General features: G+C 71.3%; 9 protein-coding genes. 8 read left to right on the top strand and 1 reads right to left on the bottom strand.

Annotated features, from left to right (window positions below; genetic code table 11):
- Positions 1-17: 17 nt before the first annotated feature.
- From OG507_RS08240 to OG507_RS08205, 8 genes are all read left to right on the top strand, one after another.
- A complete protein-coding gene (locus tag OG507_RS08240) occupies positions 18-638 on the top strand; it encodes a TetR/AcrR family transcriptional regulator (protein ID WP_327371899.1) in 621 nt (206 codons plus the stop codon).
- A gap of 198 nt (positions 639-836) precedes the next feature.
- Positions 837-3,161, top strand: coding sequence for a molybdopterin-dependent oxidoreductase (locus tag OG507_RS08235; protein WP_327366489.1), 2,325 nt, complete (start codon positions 837-839; stop codon positions 3,159-3,161).
- Positions 3,162-3,295: 134 nt separating this feature from the next.
- A complete protein-coding gene (locus OG507_RS08230) occupies positions 3,296-4,711 on the top strand; it encodes a CitMHS family transporter (RefSeq protein WP_327366488.1) in 1,416 nt (471 codons plus the stop codon).
- 2 nt (positions 4,712-4,713) lie between these two features.
- Entirely contained in the window at positions 4,714-5,976 is a 1,263-nt protein-coding gene (locus tag OG507_RS08225) for an MFS transporter (protein WP_327366487.1), read from the top strand.
- Positions 5,977-6,128: 152 nt separating this feature from the next.
- Positions 6,129-7,499, top strand: a complete 1,371-nt coding sequence (locus tag OG507_RS08220; RefSeq protein WP_327366486.1) for an ABC transporter ATP-binding protein — start codon at positions 6,129-6,131, stop codon at positions 7,497-7,499.
- Between the two features lie 71 nt (positions 7,500-7,570).
- Complete coding sequence (locus tag OG507_RS08215; protein ID WP_327366485.1) at positions 7,571-9,457, top strand: ABC transporter ATP-binding protein; 1,887 nt, start codon at positions 7,571-7,573, stop codon at positions 9,455-9,457.
- Positions 9,458-9,689: 232 nt separating this feature from the next.
- Positions 9,690-11,078: an aldehyde dehydrogenase family protein gene (locus OG507_RS08210; RefSeq protein ID WP_327366484.1), complete on the top strand. Its 1,389-nt coding sequence runs from the start codon at positions 9,690-9,692 to the stop codon at positions 11,076-11,078.
- 57 nt (positions 11,079-11,135) lie between these two features.
- Positions 11,136-12,218 (top strand): Zn-dependent alcohol dehydrogenase, encoded by a 1,083-nt coding sequence (locus OG507_RS08205; RefSeq protein WP_327366483.1) that lies wholly within the window; start codon positions 11,136-11,138, stop codon positions 12,216-12,218.
- 4 nt (positions 12,219-12,222) lie between these two features.
- On the opposite strand, the gene ppk2 is transcribed toward OG507_RS08205, so the two are convergent.
- Positions 12,223-13,248 carry a polyphosphate kinase 2 gene (gene ppk2 / locus OG507_RS08200; protein ID WP_327366482.1) on the bottom strand — a complete coding sequence of 342 codons (1,026 nt, stop codon included), beginning with the start codon at positions 13,246-13,248 and terminating at the stop codon, positions 12,223-12,225.
- Positions 13,249-13,254: the final 6 nt, after the last annotated feature.

Raw genomic sequence — 13,254 nt, 5'->3', positions numbered from 1 at the left:
AGGAGGCCCACGGCATCATGGAGTCCGTGCCCCATGCGAACACGAACCTCCGCCGCGCCCCCGTGCAGCAGCGCAGCGCCGAACGCCTCGCGCGGATACTCGACGCCTGCGCCGAACTCCTCGACGAGACCGGCTACGAGCAGTTGTCCACCCGGGCCGTCGCCGTCCGCGCCGAGGTCCCCATCGGCTCCGTCTACCGGTTCTTCTCCAACAAGCGCGCGCTGACCGACGCGCTCGCCCGACGTAATCTGGACAGCTACGCCGAGCGCATCACCGCCCGCCTCGCCGACATCCAGGCCGCCGACTGGCGCAGCGCCATCGATGCCGTCCTGGACGAGTACCTGGCGATGAAGCGTTCCGTGGCCGGCTTCGCCCTCGTCGACTTCGGTACGCCGGCCCCCGACGACGACCCGGCCGGTGACGCCAACCACCGGGTCGCCGGCCGGCTCACCGAACTGCTCTGCGGACATCTCGGCCGCGAACCCGACGAGGACCTCCTCCGGATGGTCCTGGTCTGTGTCGAGGCAGCCGACGCCCTTCTCCAACTCGCCTTCCGTACCGACCCGTCGGGCGACCGGGCCATCGTCGCCGAGACCCGCGTCCTGCTCCGGGCCTACCTCGCGCAGGTCCTGGACTGATCCGGCCGGCCCCGTACAGGGGCCCGGCGATATCCGTCACGACAACACCTCGCCGCCATGCCTACCGGTCGGTATGCTCGACCGTGCTCGGCCGCGCATGCCCTCGGTCACGCACAAGCCCGGTCACGCACAAGCCCGGCCGGGCACGCGCTCGGCCACGCACGCGCGCCACCGTTGTCGCCGCCCCGGGGAGGGCCCATGCCGCACGACCCCAGCAACTCCCGTACCGCCCTTCGCATCTGCCCCCTCTGCGAGGCCACCTGCGGACTCACCCTCACCATCGAGGGGGCCAGGATCACCGGCGCCCGGGGCGACCGGGACGATGTCTTCAGCCGGGGCTTCATCTGCCCCAAGGGCGCGTCCATCGGCGGGCTCGACGCCGACCCCGACCGGCTGCGCACCCCGCTCGTCCGCAAGGACGGCGTCCTGACGGAGGCGAGCTGGAGCGAGGCGTTCGACGCGATCGCCCGCGCCCTGCCCGCGCTGACCGAGGAGCACGGGCAGCAGGCCGTCGGTGTCGTCCTCGGCAACCCGAACGTGCACACCATGGCCGGCGCGCTCTACCCCTCCGTGCTGCTGTCCGCCCTGCGCACCCGCGCCCTGTTCACCGCGAGCACCCTCGACCAGATGCCCAAGCACGTCTCCAGCGGACTGCTCTTCGGCGACCCGAACGCCATCCCGGTGCCCGACCTCGACCGCACCGACCACCTGCTGCTCCTCGGCGCCAACCCCCTCGAATCCAACGGCAGCCTCTGCACCGCCCCCGACTTCCCCGGCAAGCTGAAGGCGCTGCGCCGCCGCGGCGGCACCCTCACCGTCGTCGACCCGCGCCGCACCCGCACCGCCCGCCTCGCCGACCGGCACGTCGCCGTCCGCCCCGGCACCGACGCCCTCCTTCTTGCCGCGCTCACCCACGTACTCTTCGAGGAGAAGCTCACCGACCCCGGAGCACTCACAGGACATATCGAGGGGCTCGACGAAGTAGCGGAAGCCGTACGGGAGTTCACGCCCGAAGCCGTCGCCGGAGCGTGCGACGTGGACGCCGCCACCATCCGTACGATCGCCCGCGAACTGGCCGCCGCCCCCACTGCTGCCGTCTACGGTCGCATCGGCAGCTGCACCGTCGAACACGGCACCCTCGCCAGCTGGCTCGTCGACGTCCTCAACATCCTCACCGGCAACCTCGACCGCCCCGGCGGCGCCCTCTTCCCACTCTCCGCCACCGCCCGCGCCCCCCGCCCCGCCGCCCCCGGCAAGGGCTTCGCCCTCGGGCGCTGGACGAGCCGGGTCTCCGGGCACCCCGAGGCCAACGGCGAACTGCCCGTCTCCGCGCTCGCCGAGGAGATCGAGACGCCGGGGGAGGACCGGATCCGCGCCCTGATCGTCCTCGCCGCCAACCCCGTGCTCTCCGCACCCGACGGCGACCGGCTCGACCGGGCCCTCGGCGGGCTCGACTTCATGGTCAGCGTCGACCCGTACCTCAACGAGACCTCACGCCACGCACACGTGGTGCTGCCCCCGCCGCCGCCCTCGCAGAGCGCCCACTTCGACTTCGCGTTCAACGCCCTCGCCGTGCGCAACCAGGTCCGCTACACCCGCCCCGCCGTCCCTCTGGACGACGGGCTGCTCGACGAGAGCGAGATCCTCGCCCGGCTCGTCCTCGCCGTCTCCGGGATGCGCGGGGCCGACAGGTCCGCCGTGGATGCCGTCGACGCCATGGTCGTCGACCGGCTGCTGACCAAGGCCGTCGCCGATCCGCACTCGCCCGTGCACGGCCGAAGCCCCGCCGAACTCACCGCCGACCTCACCGGCCGCACCGGACCCGAGCGCCGCCTCGACCTGATGCTCCGCCTCGGCCCGTACGGCGAAGGCTTCGGCGCCGCCCCCGAGGGCCTCACCCTGCAACGGCTGCTCGCCCACCCGCACGGCATCGACCTCGGCCCGCTCCGGCCCCGTGTCCCGGAGGTCCTCACCACCCGCAGCGGACGCATCGAACTCCTCCCCGGACCGGTCGCCGCCGATCTGCCGAGGCTCCGCCACGCCCTGGCCGAGCGGCGCGGCCCCGACGCGCTCCTCCTCATCGGCCGTCGCCATCTGCGCTCCAACAACAGCTGGCTGCACAACATCGCCGAGCTGAGCGGCGGCTCGAACGTCTGCACCCTGCAGATCCACCCCACCGACGCGGCCCGGCTCGGACTGGCCGACGGCGGCCTGGCCACGGTCGCATCGGACGGCGGCGCGGTGACCGCCCCGGTCGAACTCACGGAGGGCATACGGGCCGGAGTGGTGAGCCTCCCGCACGGGTGGGGGCACAGCCGGCCCGGCACCCGGCTGTCCGTCGCCGCCGCGCACCCCGGCGTCAACGTCAACCAGCTCCTGGACGGCAGCCGGCTCGACCCGCTCTCCGGTACGGCCGTGCTCAACGGCATCCCGGTGACGGTGACGGTGACGGTGGCAGTGACGCCCGACGGCATCGTCCCGGAGGTGCCAAAAGCTGCGCCGCCTGTTGTGCCCACTGCATGATCACCCCATTGACCTGGTGTTTTGCTCGTATTGCTCGCATGTCAACATCTTGTTAACGCTGCGAGGCGCGCCCTAACGTCATCCGCACCGCCGACTCCGGTGGGAGTTCAAGGGTGAGCGAATAGGTATCCCATATGCTGACAATCCTCGGCTTTGCCATGATTGCGACCTTCCTGGTCCTGATCATGATGAAGAAGATGTCGCCGATCGCGGCGCTGGTCCTGATCCCCGCACTGTTCTGCGTCGCCGTCGGGAAGGGCGCGAAGCTCGGCGACTACGTCATCGAGGGCGTCGGCAATCTGGCCCCGACCGCCGCGATGCTGATGTTCGCCATCGTCTACTTCGGCGTGATGATCGACGTCGGCCTCTTCGACCCGATCGTCCGGGGCATCCTGCGCTTCTGCAAGGCCGACCCGATGCGGATCGTCGTCGGTACGGCGGTACTCGCCGCGATCGTCTCGCTCGACGGGGACGGCTCCACCACCTTCATGATCACCGTCTCGGCGATGTATCCGCTCTACAAGCGCCTCAAGATGAGCCTGGTCGTGATGACCGGCGTCGCCGCCACGGCGAACGGCGTCATGAACACCCTGCCCTGGGGCGGCCCCACCGCCCGCGCCGCCACCGCGCTCAAGCTGGACGCGGGCGACATCTTCGTTCCGATGATCCCGGCGCTCGGCGTCGGACTGGTCGCGGTGCTGCTCCTGGCCGTCGTGCTGGGCCGGCGCGAGCGCAAGCGGCTCGGCACGCTCACCCTCGACGAAGTGCTGGCCACCGAGACGGTCACGGAGCCGGAGACGGTGCTCGTCGGATCGGGCGGCGGCAGCGACCGTACCCGCAAGAACTCCGGCGGAGCCGGTACGGGCGGCGACACGGGCGCGGAGGCGGACGCGGGTCACGACGCGGGCTTCAAGGGCCTCGACCCGAACCGTGCCACCCTGCGCCCCAAGCTCTACTGGTTCAACGCGGGTCTCACCGTCGCCCTGCTCACCGCGATGATCATGGAACTGATGCCGATCCCGGTGCTCTTCCTGCTCGGCGCGGCCCTCGCCCTCACCGTCAACTTCCCCCACATGCCCGACCAGCGGGCCCGCATCGCCGCCCACGCGGACAACGTCCTCAATGTCTCCGGCATGGTCTTCGCGGCCGCCGTCTTCACCGGTGTCCTCACCGGCACCGGCATGGTCGACCACATGGCCGACTGGCTCGTCGGCGCGATCCCCGACGGCATGGGCCCGCACATGGCGATCGTCACCGGCATCCTCAGCATCCCGTTGACGTACTTCATGTCCAACGACGGCTTCTACTTCGGTGTCGTCCCCGTGCTCGCCGAAGCCGGTGCCGCCCACGGTGTCTCCCCGCTGGAGATCGCCCGCGCCTCCCTGGTCGGCCAGCCCCTGCACATGTCGTCCCCGCTGGTCCCGGCCGTCTACGTCCTCGTCGGCATGGCGAAGGTCGAATTCGGCGACCACACCAGGTTCACCGTCAAGTGGGCCGCGCTCACCTCACTGGTGGTGCTCTGCGCCGGACTCCTGTTCGGCATCATCTGACCGTGCCCCGTACACCTCGTACCCAAGAGCCCGGCAGGAGCTGGCTGCTGCGCCTCGTCATCGCCTTCGCCTTCGCGCAGGGGGCGGTGTCGATGGCGCGGCCCGCCGTCTCCTACCGGGCCCTCTCGCTCGGTGCGGACGAGCGCGCCATCGGTGTGATCACGGGGGTGTACGCGCTCCTCCCGCTCTTCGCCGCCGTACCGCTCGGGCGCAGGACCGACCACGGCCGGTGCGCGCCCCTGCTGCCGCTCGGCGTCGTCCTGATCGCGGGCGGCTGCGCCTTCAGCGGCCGGGCGGGCTCGCTGACGGCGATGGCGGCCTGGAGCGGGGTCATGGGGCTCGGCCATCTCTGCTTCGTCATCGGCGCCCAGTCGATCGTCGCCCGGCAGTCCGCCCCGGCCGAACAGGACCGTAACTTCGGCCACTTCACCATCGGCGCCTCCCTCGGCCAGCTCATCGGACCGATCGCCGCCGGATATGTGATCTCCGAGCGGGACGGCGCCATGGGCCGTACGAGCGCGCTCGCCCTGACCGTCTCGGCGGCCGTCGCCGCCGTCTCCTTCGTCTCGCTCTGGCGCATCGAGCACCGGACCGCACCCGCGGCCCGCCGCACGGATGCGGCCGCCAAGGTCCCCGTCGGCCGCATCCTGCGGGCCCGTGGGGTCCCGGCCGGGATCTTCATCAGCCTCGCCGTGCTCTCCGCGACCGACATCCTCACCGCGTACCTGCCCGTCGTCGGCGAGCACCGCGGGATCGCCCCCGCCACCATCGGTCTCCTGCTCAGCCTCCGTGCCGCCGCCACCATCGCCTGCCGCCTGGTGATGACCCCGATGCTCCGGCTCCTCGGCCGCACGGCGCTGCTCACCACGACCTGTCTGCTGGCGGGAATGCTCTGCGCGGGCATCGCTTTGCCCGTCCCCGTGGCGGCGCTGGCCGTGATGCTCGCCGTGCTCGGCTTCTGTCTCGGGGTCGGCCAGCCGCTGTCGATGACCACCGTCGTACAGGCCGCCCCGCCCGAGGCCCGCTCCACCGCGCTCGCCCTCCGGCTGACCGGAAACCGGCTGGGGCAGGTCGCAGCCCCCGCGTCCGCCGGTCTGATCGCCGGGGTGGCGGGCACCGCGGCGCCGTTCGTCATGCTCGGAGCGCTCCTGCTCGCGGCGGCCGGGCTGGGGGTGCGCGGCGGGCGCGCCCGAAGCGCGGAAGCAGCCACCTCGGTGGACGCGCCCCGGCCCCGGCAGCGTCCCGTGGACCGCAACCGCACCTGACAACTCCGTCTCACCCGTCTCACCCACCTCACCCGTCCCACTACGCCGCAACCTTTGCGCGAGTCATTCCCACCACCCCGGACCGTGGGCTAATTTCGGCCCACTGCAGCCGCTCCCCACCGCTCCAACTCACCAGTCCCGGGCGGAACCACATGACTCGCGCCATCTCCCTGCACAACGTCAGCAAGGCGTACGGACGGACCACGCGTGCCGTCGACCGCCTCTCCCTCTCCATCGACCCGGGCGAGTTCGTCGTCCTGCTCGGCCCCTCGGGGTGCGGAAAGTCGACCGTGCTCCGCATGATCGCCGGTCTGGAGGAGATCACCGAGGGCGAGCTGCTGCTCGACGGCGAACCGGCCAACGACCTGGCGCCCCGCGAACGCGGAATGGCCATGGTGTTCCAGAACTTCGCGCTCTATCCGACGATGACGAACCGGGCCAACATCGGCTTCCCGCTGAAGCTGGAGAACCCGCGCCGGGACAACACCGCCCGCATCGAGGACACGGCCAGGATGCTCGGCATCGAAACCGTCCTCGACCGCTATCCCGGGCAGCTCTCCGGCGGTGAGCGCCAGCGGATCGCCATGGGCCGGGCCATCTCGCGCCGGCCCTCCGTCTTCCTGATGGACGAGCCGCTTTCCAACCTCGATGCGAAGCTGCGCAACCATCTGCGGGCCGAAATTGCGCAGCTGACCAAGGAGTTGGGCGTCACCACCATCTATGTGACGCACGATCAGGCCGAGGCGATGTCGCTGGGCGACCGGGTCGCCGTGATGCGCGGCGGGCGGCTCCAGCAGGTGAGCCCGCCGCGCGAGGTCTACGCCCTGCCGGAGAACGTCTTCGTCGCCGCGTTCATCGGCACCCCGCGCATCAATCTGCTGCAGGCCGTCGTCCACGCACCTCTCGAAGGGCGCATGTCGATCGACCTCGGCCGCCAGCGGCTGCCGCTGCCCGAACCGCTGAGCCCCGACCACCAGTTGCTCCGCATCCAGCAGGGCCGCCGGCTCATCGTCGGACTGCGCTCCGAGGCCGCCAGGATCGCCCCGCCCAGCCAGGCCCGCCCCGGCGAGGTCGCGCTGAGCGGCATCGTCGAACACGTCGAGTACCAGGGCCATGAGGCACTGGTCCACCTCAACACGGGGTCGCAGCCCGCCATGGTGCCCGATCTCGAATCGGCCCGCCCCGTCGGCAGAGCGGCCCCGCGCCGACGCCGTGCCGGTGGCGGCCACGGCGGTGGCGGCGTCGGCGTACTGGAACGGCTCAAGGAGCGCGCCACCGGGCACATCAGCGGCCCTGTCGTCGCCGTCGACGAGCCCGGCCCGCACGGCCACCAGACCGTCCGCACCCCTGACCGCCCCGCGATCACGGCCGCCGACCTCGTCGTCCGTACCGGCCCCGACATGCGGCTGCGCACCGGCGGACAGGTCCCGCTCCTGATCGACCTCGCGCACCTGTACGTCTTCGACCACCACGGCCGCCGGATCTGCCCCCTGCCCAAGGACATCCCGGGATTCGACGTCTAGGCTCTTTCGTTCGGATCAGGTGGGATCCGGATGGTTGACCTCAAGTCCACTGGAGGTCGTACGTTCGCTCCATGAGCATGGAAGCCACCGCATGGACGCAGCTCCACAACGTCATGAACGCGCAAGCGGAACGACGCCCCTTCGACCGAGCCACCCTGCGGCGCATCGCCGCGTTCGCCCGCCCGCACCGGCGCAGGGTCGCGCTCTTCCTGATCCTGAGCGTGGCGACGGCGCTGCTCGCGGTAGCCACCCCCGTCCTCGCCGGCCACGTCGTGAACGCGATCGTGACCGGCGGGGACGAGGGCACCGTCATCCGGCTGTCCCTGCTCATCGCGGTGATCGCCGTCGTGGAGGCCGCGCTCGGCCTGGTCGGCCGCTGGCTCTCGGCGAACCTCGGCGAAGGGCTGATCCTCGATCTGCGCACCGCTGTCTTCGACCATGTGCAGCGCATGCCGATCGCGTTCTTCACCCGCACCCGCACCGGCGCGCTCGTCAGCCGCCTCAACAATGACGTCATCGGAGCGCAGCGCGCCTTCAGCAACACTCTCTCCGGCGTCGTCAGCAATGTCGTGACGCTGCTCCTCACGCTCGGCGTCATGCTCTCCATCTCCTGGCAGATCACCGGCCTCGCACTGGTGCTGCTGCCGGTCTTCGTGCTGCCCGCGCGCCGCATGGGTACGCGGATGGCGAGGCTCCAGCGGGAGGCCGCGGCCCACAACGCCGCGATGGGGACCCGGATGACCGAGCGCTTCTCCGCCCCCGGCGCCACACTGATCAAGCTCTTCGGCCGGCCCGCCGACGAGTCCGCCGAATTCGCCGCCCGGGCGGGCAGGGTGCGCGACATCGGGGTGCGTACGGCGATGGCCCAGTCCGCGTTCATCACCGCCCTCACCCTCGTGTCCGCGCTGGCGCTCGCCCTGGTCTACGGGCTGGGCGGGTTCTACGCGCTGCGCGGGCAGCTGGACGCGGGCGCGGTCGTCTCCCTGGCCCTGCTGCTGACCCGGCTGTACGCGCCGCTCACCGCCCTTGCCGGGGCGCGCGTCGAGGTGATGAGCGCGCTCGTCAGCTTCGAGCGGGTCTTCGAGGTCCTCGACCTCAAACCGCTCATCCAGGAGAAGCCGGACGCACGGACGGTGCCGGAGGGCCCGGTGTCCGTGGAATTCGAGGACGTACGATTCGGCTACCCGTCCGCCGACAAGGTCTCCCTCGCCTCGCTCGAAGACGTCGCGACCCTGGACACCCGCGGCGGCAGCGAAGTGCTGCGCGGGGTCTCCTTCCGCGCCGAACCCGGCCGCACGGTGGCCCTGGTCGGCTCGTCCGGCGCGGGCAAGTCGACCATCGCGCAGCTGCTGCCGCGCCTGTACGACACGGACGAGGGCTCGGTACGCATCGGCGGCATCGACGTACGCGATCTGACCGCCGACACCCTGCGCGACACGCTCGGCATGGTCACCCAGGACGGGCACCTGTTCCACGAGTCGGTCCGCGCCAACCTCCTCCTTGCCCGCCCCGAAGCCACCGAGGAAGACCTCTGGGACGCGCTGCGCCGCTCACGCCTGGACGGCCTGGTCGCCTCACTCCCCGACGGACTCGACACCGTCGTCGGTGAACGCGGCTACCGCCTCTCCGGCGGCGAACGCCAGCGCCTGACCATCGCCCGGCTGCTCCTGGCCCGCCAGCGCGTCGTCATCCTCGACGAGGCCACCGCCCACCTGGACAACACCTCCGAGGCAGCCGTCCAGGACGCGCTCACCGAAGCCCTGGCCGGACGCACGGCAGTCGTGATCGCCCACCGGCTCTCCACCGTACGGACGGCCGACCTCATCCTGGTCGTGGAGAACGGGCAGATCGTGGAGCGGGGCACCCACGAACAGCTCCTCGCATCCGGCGGCCGCTACGAAGAGCTGTACCGCACCCAGTTCGAAAACCCCGGCACCCAGCCGGCCGAACTCGCCTGACCGAGCCCGCCACCACGGCGGGAGACCGCCCTCGGCCGAGGATTCCGGCTCGGCGGTGTTCCCGGCGCCGCCGACCACGCGGCGGATCCGCGCCGGGGGACCGGGGCAGGCGCATGGAGTGCTCCTCCCGTGACGGGAGCCGTCCGGGCAGCCCCTGGCGCCCAAAAACTAACAGCGCTAGTTTGGGGCGCGGACGACTACGCCGTAGCCACGGCACCCCGGGAGGAATGCGATGAAGGCCCACGACGGGATGTACATCGGCGGAGAGTGGCGGGCCGCCGCGGGCAAGGGCACGATCGCGGTGGTCGATCCGACGGACGAGCAGGTCATCGCCCACGTCCCGGCAGGCACCGCCGAGGACGTCGACGCCGCCGTGTCCGCCGCGCGCGAGGCCCTGCCCGCCTGGGCCGCGACCCTGCCCGCCGGGCGCGCCGGGAGGATCGCCGCCCTGCGCGACGTCCTCGTCGCCCGCAAGGACGAGATCGCCGAGACCGTCACCGCCGAACTCGGCGCGCCGCTGCCGTTCTCGCAGACGGTGCACACCGGCCTGCCGATCCTGGTCGCCGGTTCGTACGCCGAGCTCGCCGCCTCGTACGCCTTCGAGGAGAAGGTCGGCAACTCCGTCGTCCACTTCGAACCGGTCGGCGTCGTCGGCGCGATCACGCCGTGGAACTACCCGCTGCACCAGATCGTCGCCAAAGTCGCCCCCGCGCTCGCGGCGGGGTGCACGGTCGTCCTCAAGCCCGCCGAGGACACCCCGCTGACCGCCCAGCTCTTCGCCGAGGCCGTCCACGAAGCGGGCATCCCCGCGGGCGTGTTCAACCTGGTCACCGGCCTCGGCCCGGTCGCCGGACAGGCGCTCGCCGAGCACGAGGGCGTCGACATGGTCTCCTTCACCGGCTCCACCGCCGTCGGCAGGCGGATCGGCGCCACGGCCGGCGGGGCCGTCAAACGCGTCGCCCTCGAACTGGGCGGCAAGTCCGCCAACGTCATCCTGCCGAGCGCCGACCTCGCCAAGGCCGTCGCCGTCGGCATCGCGAACGTCATGGGCAACTCCGGCCAGACGTGCAGCGCCTGGACCCGCATGCTCGTGCACACCTCCCGGTACGACGAGGCGGTCGCACTCGCCGCGCAGGCCGCCGCCAAGTACGGCGACCGCATCGGCCCCCTCGTCAACGCCAAGCAGCACACCCGGGTGCGCGGCTACATCGAGAAGGGTGTGGCGCAGGGCGCACGCCTCGTCGCGGGCGGCCCCGAAGCCCCGCGCGAGCAGGGCTACTTCGTCAGCCCCACCGTCTTCGCCGACGTCACCCCGGAGATGACCATCGCGCAGGAGGAGATCTTCGGCCCGGTCGTCTCGATCATCCGTTACGAGGACGAGGACGACGCCCTGCGCATCGCCAACGGCACCGTGTACGGGCTCGCGGGCGCGGTCTGGGCGGGTGACGAAGCCGAGGCGGTGGCCTTCGCCCGCCGGATGGACACCGGACAGGTCGACATCAACGGCGGCCGGTACAACCCGCTCGCCCCGTTCGGCGGCTACAAGCAGTCCGGTGTGGGCCGCGAGCTCGGTTCGCACGGGCTCGCCGAGTACCTCCAGACCAAGTCCCTGCAGTTCTGACGTCTTTGCCCCGCACAGCCGCGATTCCCCGCTGCCCGACCGTCAAGGAGCCTGTTCGTGGTCCGCGCCGCCGTACTGCCCGCCGTCGGAGCTCCGCTGGAGATCACCGACATCGAACTCCCGGAGCCCGGCCCCGGCCGGGTGAGGGTCGCTCTCGCCGCAGTCGGCGTCTGCCACTCCGACCTCTCCCTGTCCAACGGCACCATGCGGGTGCCCGTCCCCGCCGTCCTCGGCCATGAGGGCGCGGGCACTGTCGTCTCGGTCGGCGAGGGCGTCACCCATGTCGCACCCGGCGACGGAGTGGTACTCAACTGGGCTCCTTCCTGCGGCAGTTGCCACCACTGCGGGATCGGCGAGGTCTGGCTCTGTGCCAACGCGCTGACGGGTGCGGCGGGCATCCATGCCCGTACGGCCGACGGCACCGAACTCCACCCCGGCCTGAACGTCGCCGCGTTCGCGCAGGAGACCGTCGTGGCCGCGAACTGCGTCCTGCCCGCTCCTGACGGCATCCCGCTGACCGACGCGGCGCTGCTGGGCTGCGCGGTCCTCACCGGATACGGTGCGGTCCACCACAGCGCTCAGGTCCGCCCCGGCGAGTCCGTCGTCGTGTTCGGTATCGGCGGTGTCGGCCTCGCCGTGCTCCAGTCCGCCCGGATCGCGGGCGCCTCCCGGATCATCGCCGTCGACGTGTCCCCCGAGAAGGAGGAACTGGCCCGGCAGGCGGGCGCCACCGATTACGTGATCGCCTCCGACACCACACCGCGCGCGATCCGGAAGCTCACCGGCGGCCAGGGAGCCGACGTCGCGATCGAGTGCGTCGGACGGCCCGCCACCATCCGGGGCGCCTGGGACTCCACCCGCCGCGGCGGCCGCACCACGGTCGTCGGCATCGGCGGCAAGGACCAGCCGGTCTCCTTCAACGCCCTGGAGATCTTCCACTGGGGACGCTCGCTGACGGGCTGCGTGTACGGCAACAGCGACCCGGCCCGCGACCTGCCGGTCCTCGCCGAACACATCCGGGCGGGGAGGTTCGACCTCTCCATGATGGTGACGGAACGGATCGCGCTGGACGGCATCCCGGCGGCCTTCGACAACATGATCGCGGGCAGGGGCGGCCGCGCACTCGTCGTGTTCCGGTAACCCGTCACGCCGTCGGCCCGTCCTGTGCCCGTACCGTGGTGAGCAGCCGGGCATCCACCTCGCCCTGCTCGAAGAGCTGGGAGGCCGGGCCGACGATCAGCGGGTCCGGCGCGCCGACCACGTCCGTGTTCTTGTCCGGGTAGTCGAAGCGGTGCAGCACATGCCGGATCGCTTCGAGCCGGGCCCGCTTCTTGTCGTTGCTCTTCACCACGGTCCAGGGCGCGTCCGCCGTGTCCGTGTGGAACAGCATCAGCTCCTTGGCCTCCGTGTACGCGTCCCACTTGTCGAGCGAGGCGAGGTCGACCGGGCTGAGCTTCCACTGCCGTACCGGATCGATCTGCCGGATCATGAACCGGTTGCGCTGCTCGTTGCGCGAGACGGAGAACCAGAACTTCACCAGGTGGATGCCGTCCCGGGCGAGCATCCGCTCGAAGTCCGGTGCCTGATGCATGAATTCGAGGTACTCGCGGGTGGTGCAGAACCCCATCACCCGCTCCACGCCCGCCCGGTTGTACCAGGACCGGTCGAAGAGCACGATCTCCCCGGCGGTCGGCAGATGGGCCGCGTACCGCTGGAAGTACCACTGGGAGCGCTCGCGTTCGGTGGGCTTCTCCAGCGCAACCACCCGCGCGCCACGGGGGTTGAGGTGCTCGGTGAAGCGTTTGATCGTGCCGCCCTTGCCCGCTGCGTCCCGCCCCTCGAAGAGGATGACGAGGCGTTCGTCGCGCTCCTTCACCCAGTGCTGGAGCTTGAGCAGCTCGATCTGCAGGGCGCGCTTGGACTTCTCGTACGCCCTGCGGCCGAGCTTGTTGGTGTACGGGTAGTCCTCGCGCCAGGCGTCCCGGGCCCGGCCCTCGGGCGTCACAAGGACCGGATCGTCGTCTCCGCTGTCGGCCACGCTGAAGCCGTCGAGCCCGGGGCCGCCGTAGCGGGCCGCCTCGGTGAGGGCGTCCAGCACGGCCTCCTGGCCCCCGGGCGACTTCTTCTTCGGCGCTCTACGGACGGTCGGTTCCTCGGCGCTTCGCGTCATGTCGGC

The organism is Streptomyces sp. NBC_01217 (assembly GCF_035994185.1).
Classification (GTDB): domain Bacteria; phylum Actinomycetota; class Actinomycetes; order Streptomycetales; family Streptomycetaceae; genus Streptomyces.
This window is presented reverse-complemented; position numbering and strand designations above follow the sequence as displayed.

What these genes read in the sequence shown, in the direction of transcription:
- OG507_RS08230 (WP_327366488.1), top strand. Translation starts at nt 3,296, where the DNA reads ATGCTGACAATCCTCGGCTTTGCCATGATTGCGACCTTCCTGGTCCTG.
- ppk2 (WP_327366482.1), bottom strand. Translation starts at nt 13,248, where the DNA reads ATGACGCGAAGCGCCGAGGAACCGACCGTCCGTAGAGCGCCGAAGAAG.
- OG507_RS08215 (WP_327366485.1), top strand. Translation starts at nt 7,571, where the DNA reads ATGAGCATGGAAGCCACCGCATGGACGCAGCTCCACAACGTCATGAAC.
- OG507_RS08210 (WP_327366484.1), top strand. Translation starts at nt 9,690, where the DNA reads ATGAAGGCCCACGACGGGATGTACATCGGCGGAGAGTGGCGGGCCGCC.
- OG507_RS08235 (WP_327366489.1), top strand. Translation starts at nt 837, where the DNA reads ATGCCGCACGACCCCAGCAACTCCCGTACCGCCCTTCGCATCTGCCCC.
- OG507_RS08240 (WP_327371899.1), top strand. Translation starts at nt 18, where the DNA reads ATGGAGTCCGTGCCCCATGCGAACACGAACCTCCGCCGCGCCCCCGTG.
- OG507_RS08220 (WP_327366486.1), top strand. Translation starts at nt 6,129, where the DNA reads ATGACTCGCGCCATCTCCCTGCACAACGTCAGCAAGGCGTACGGACGG.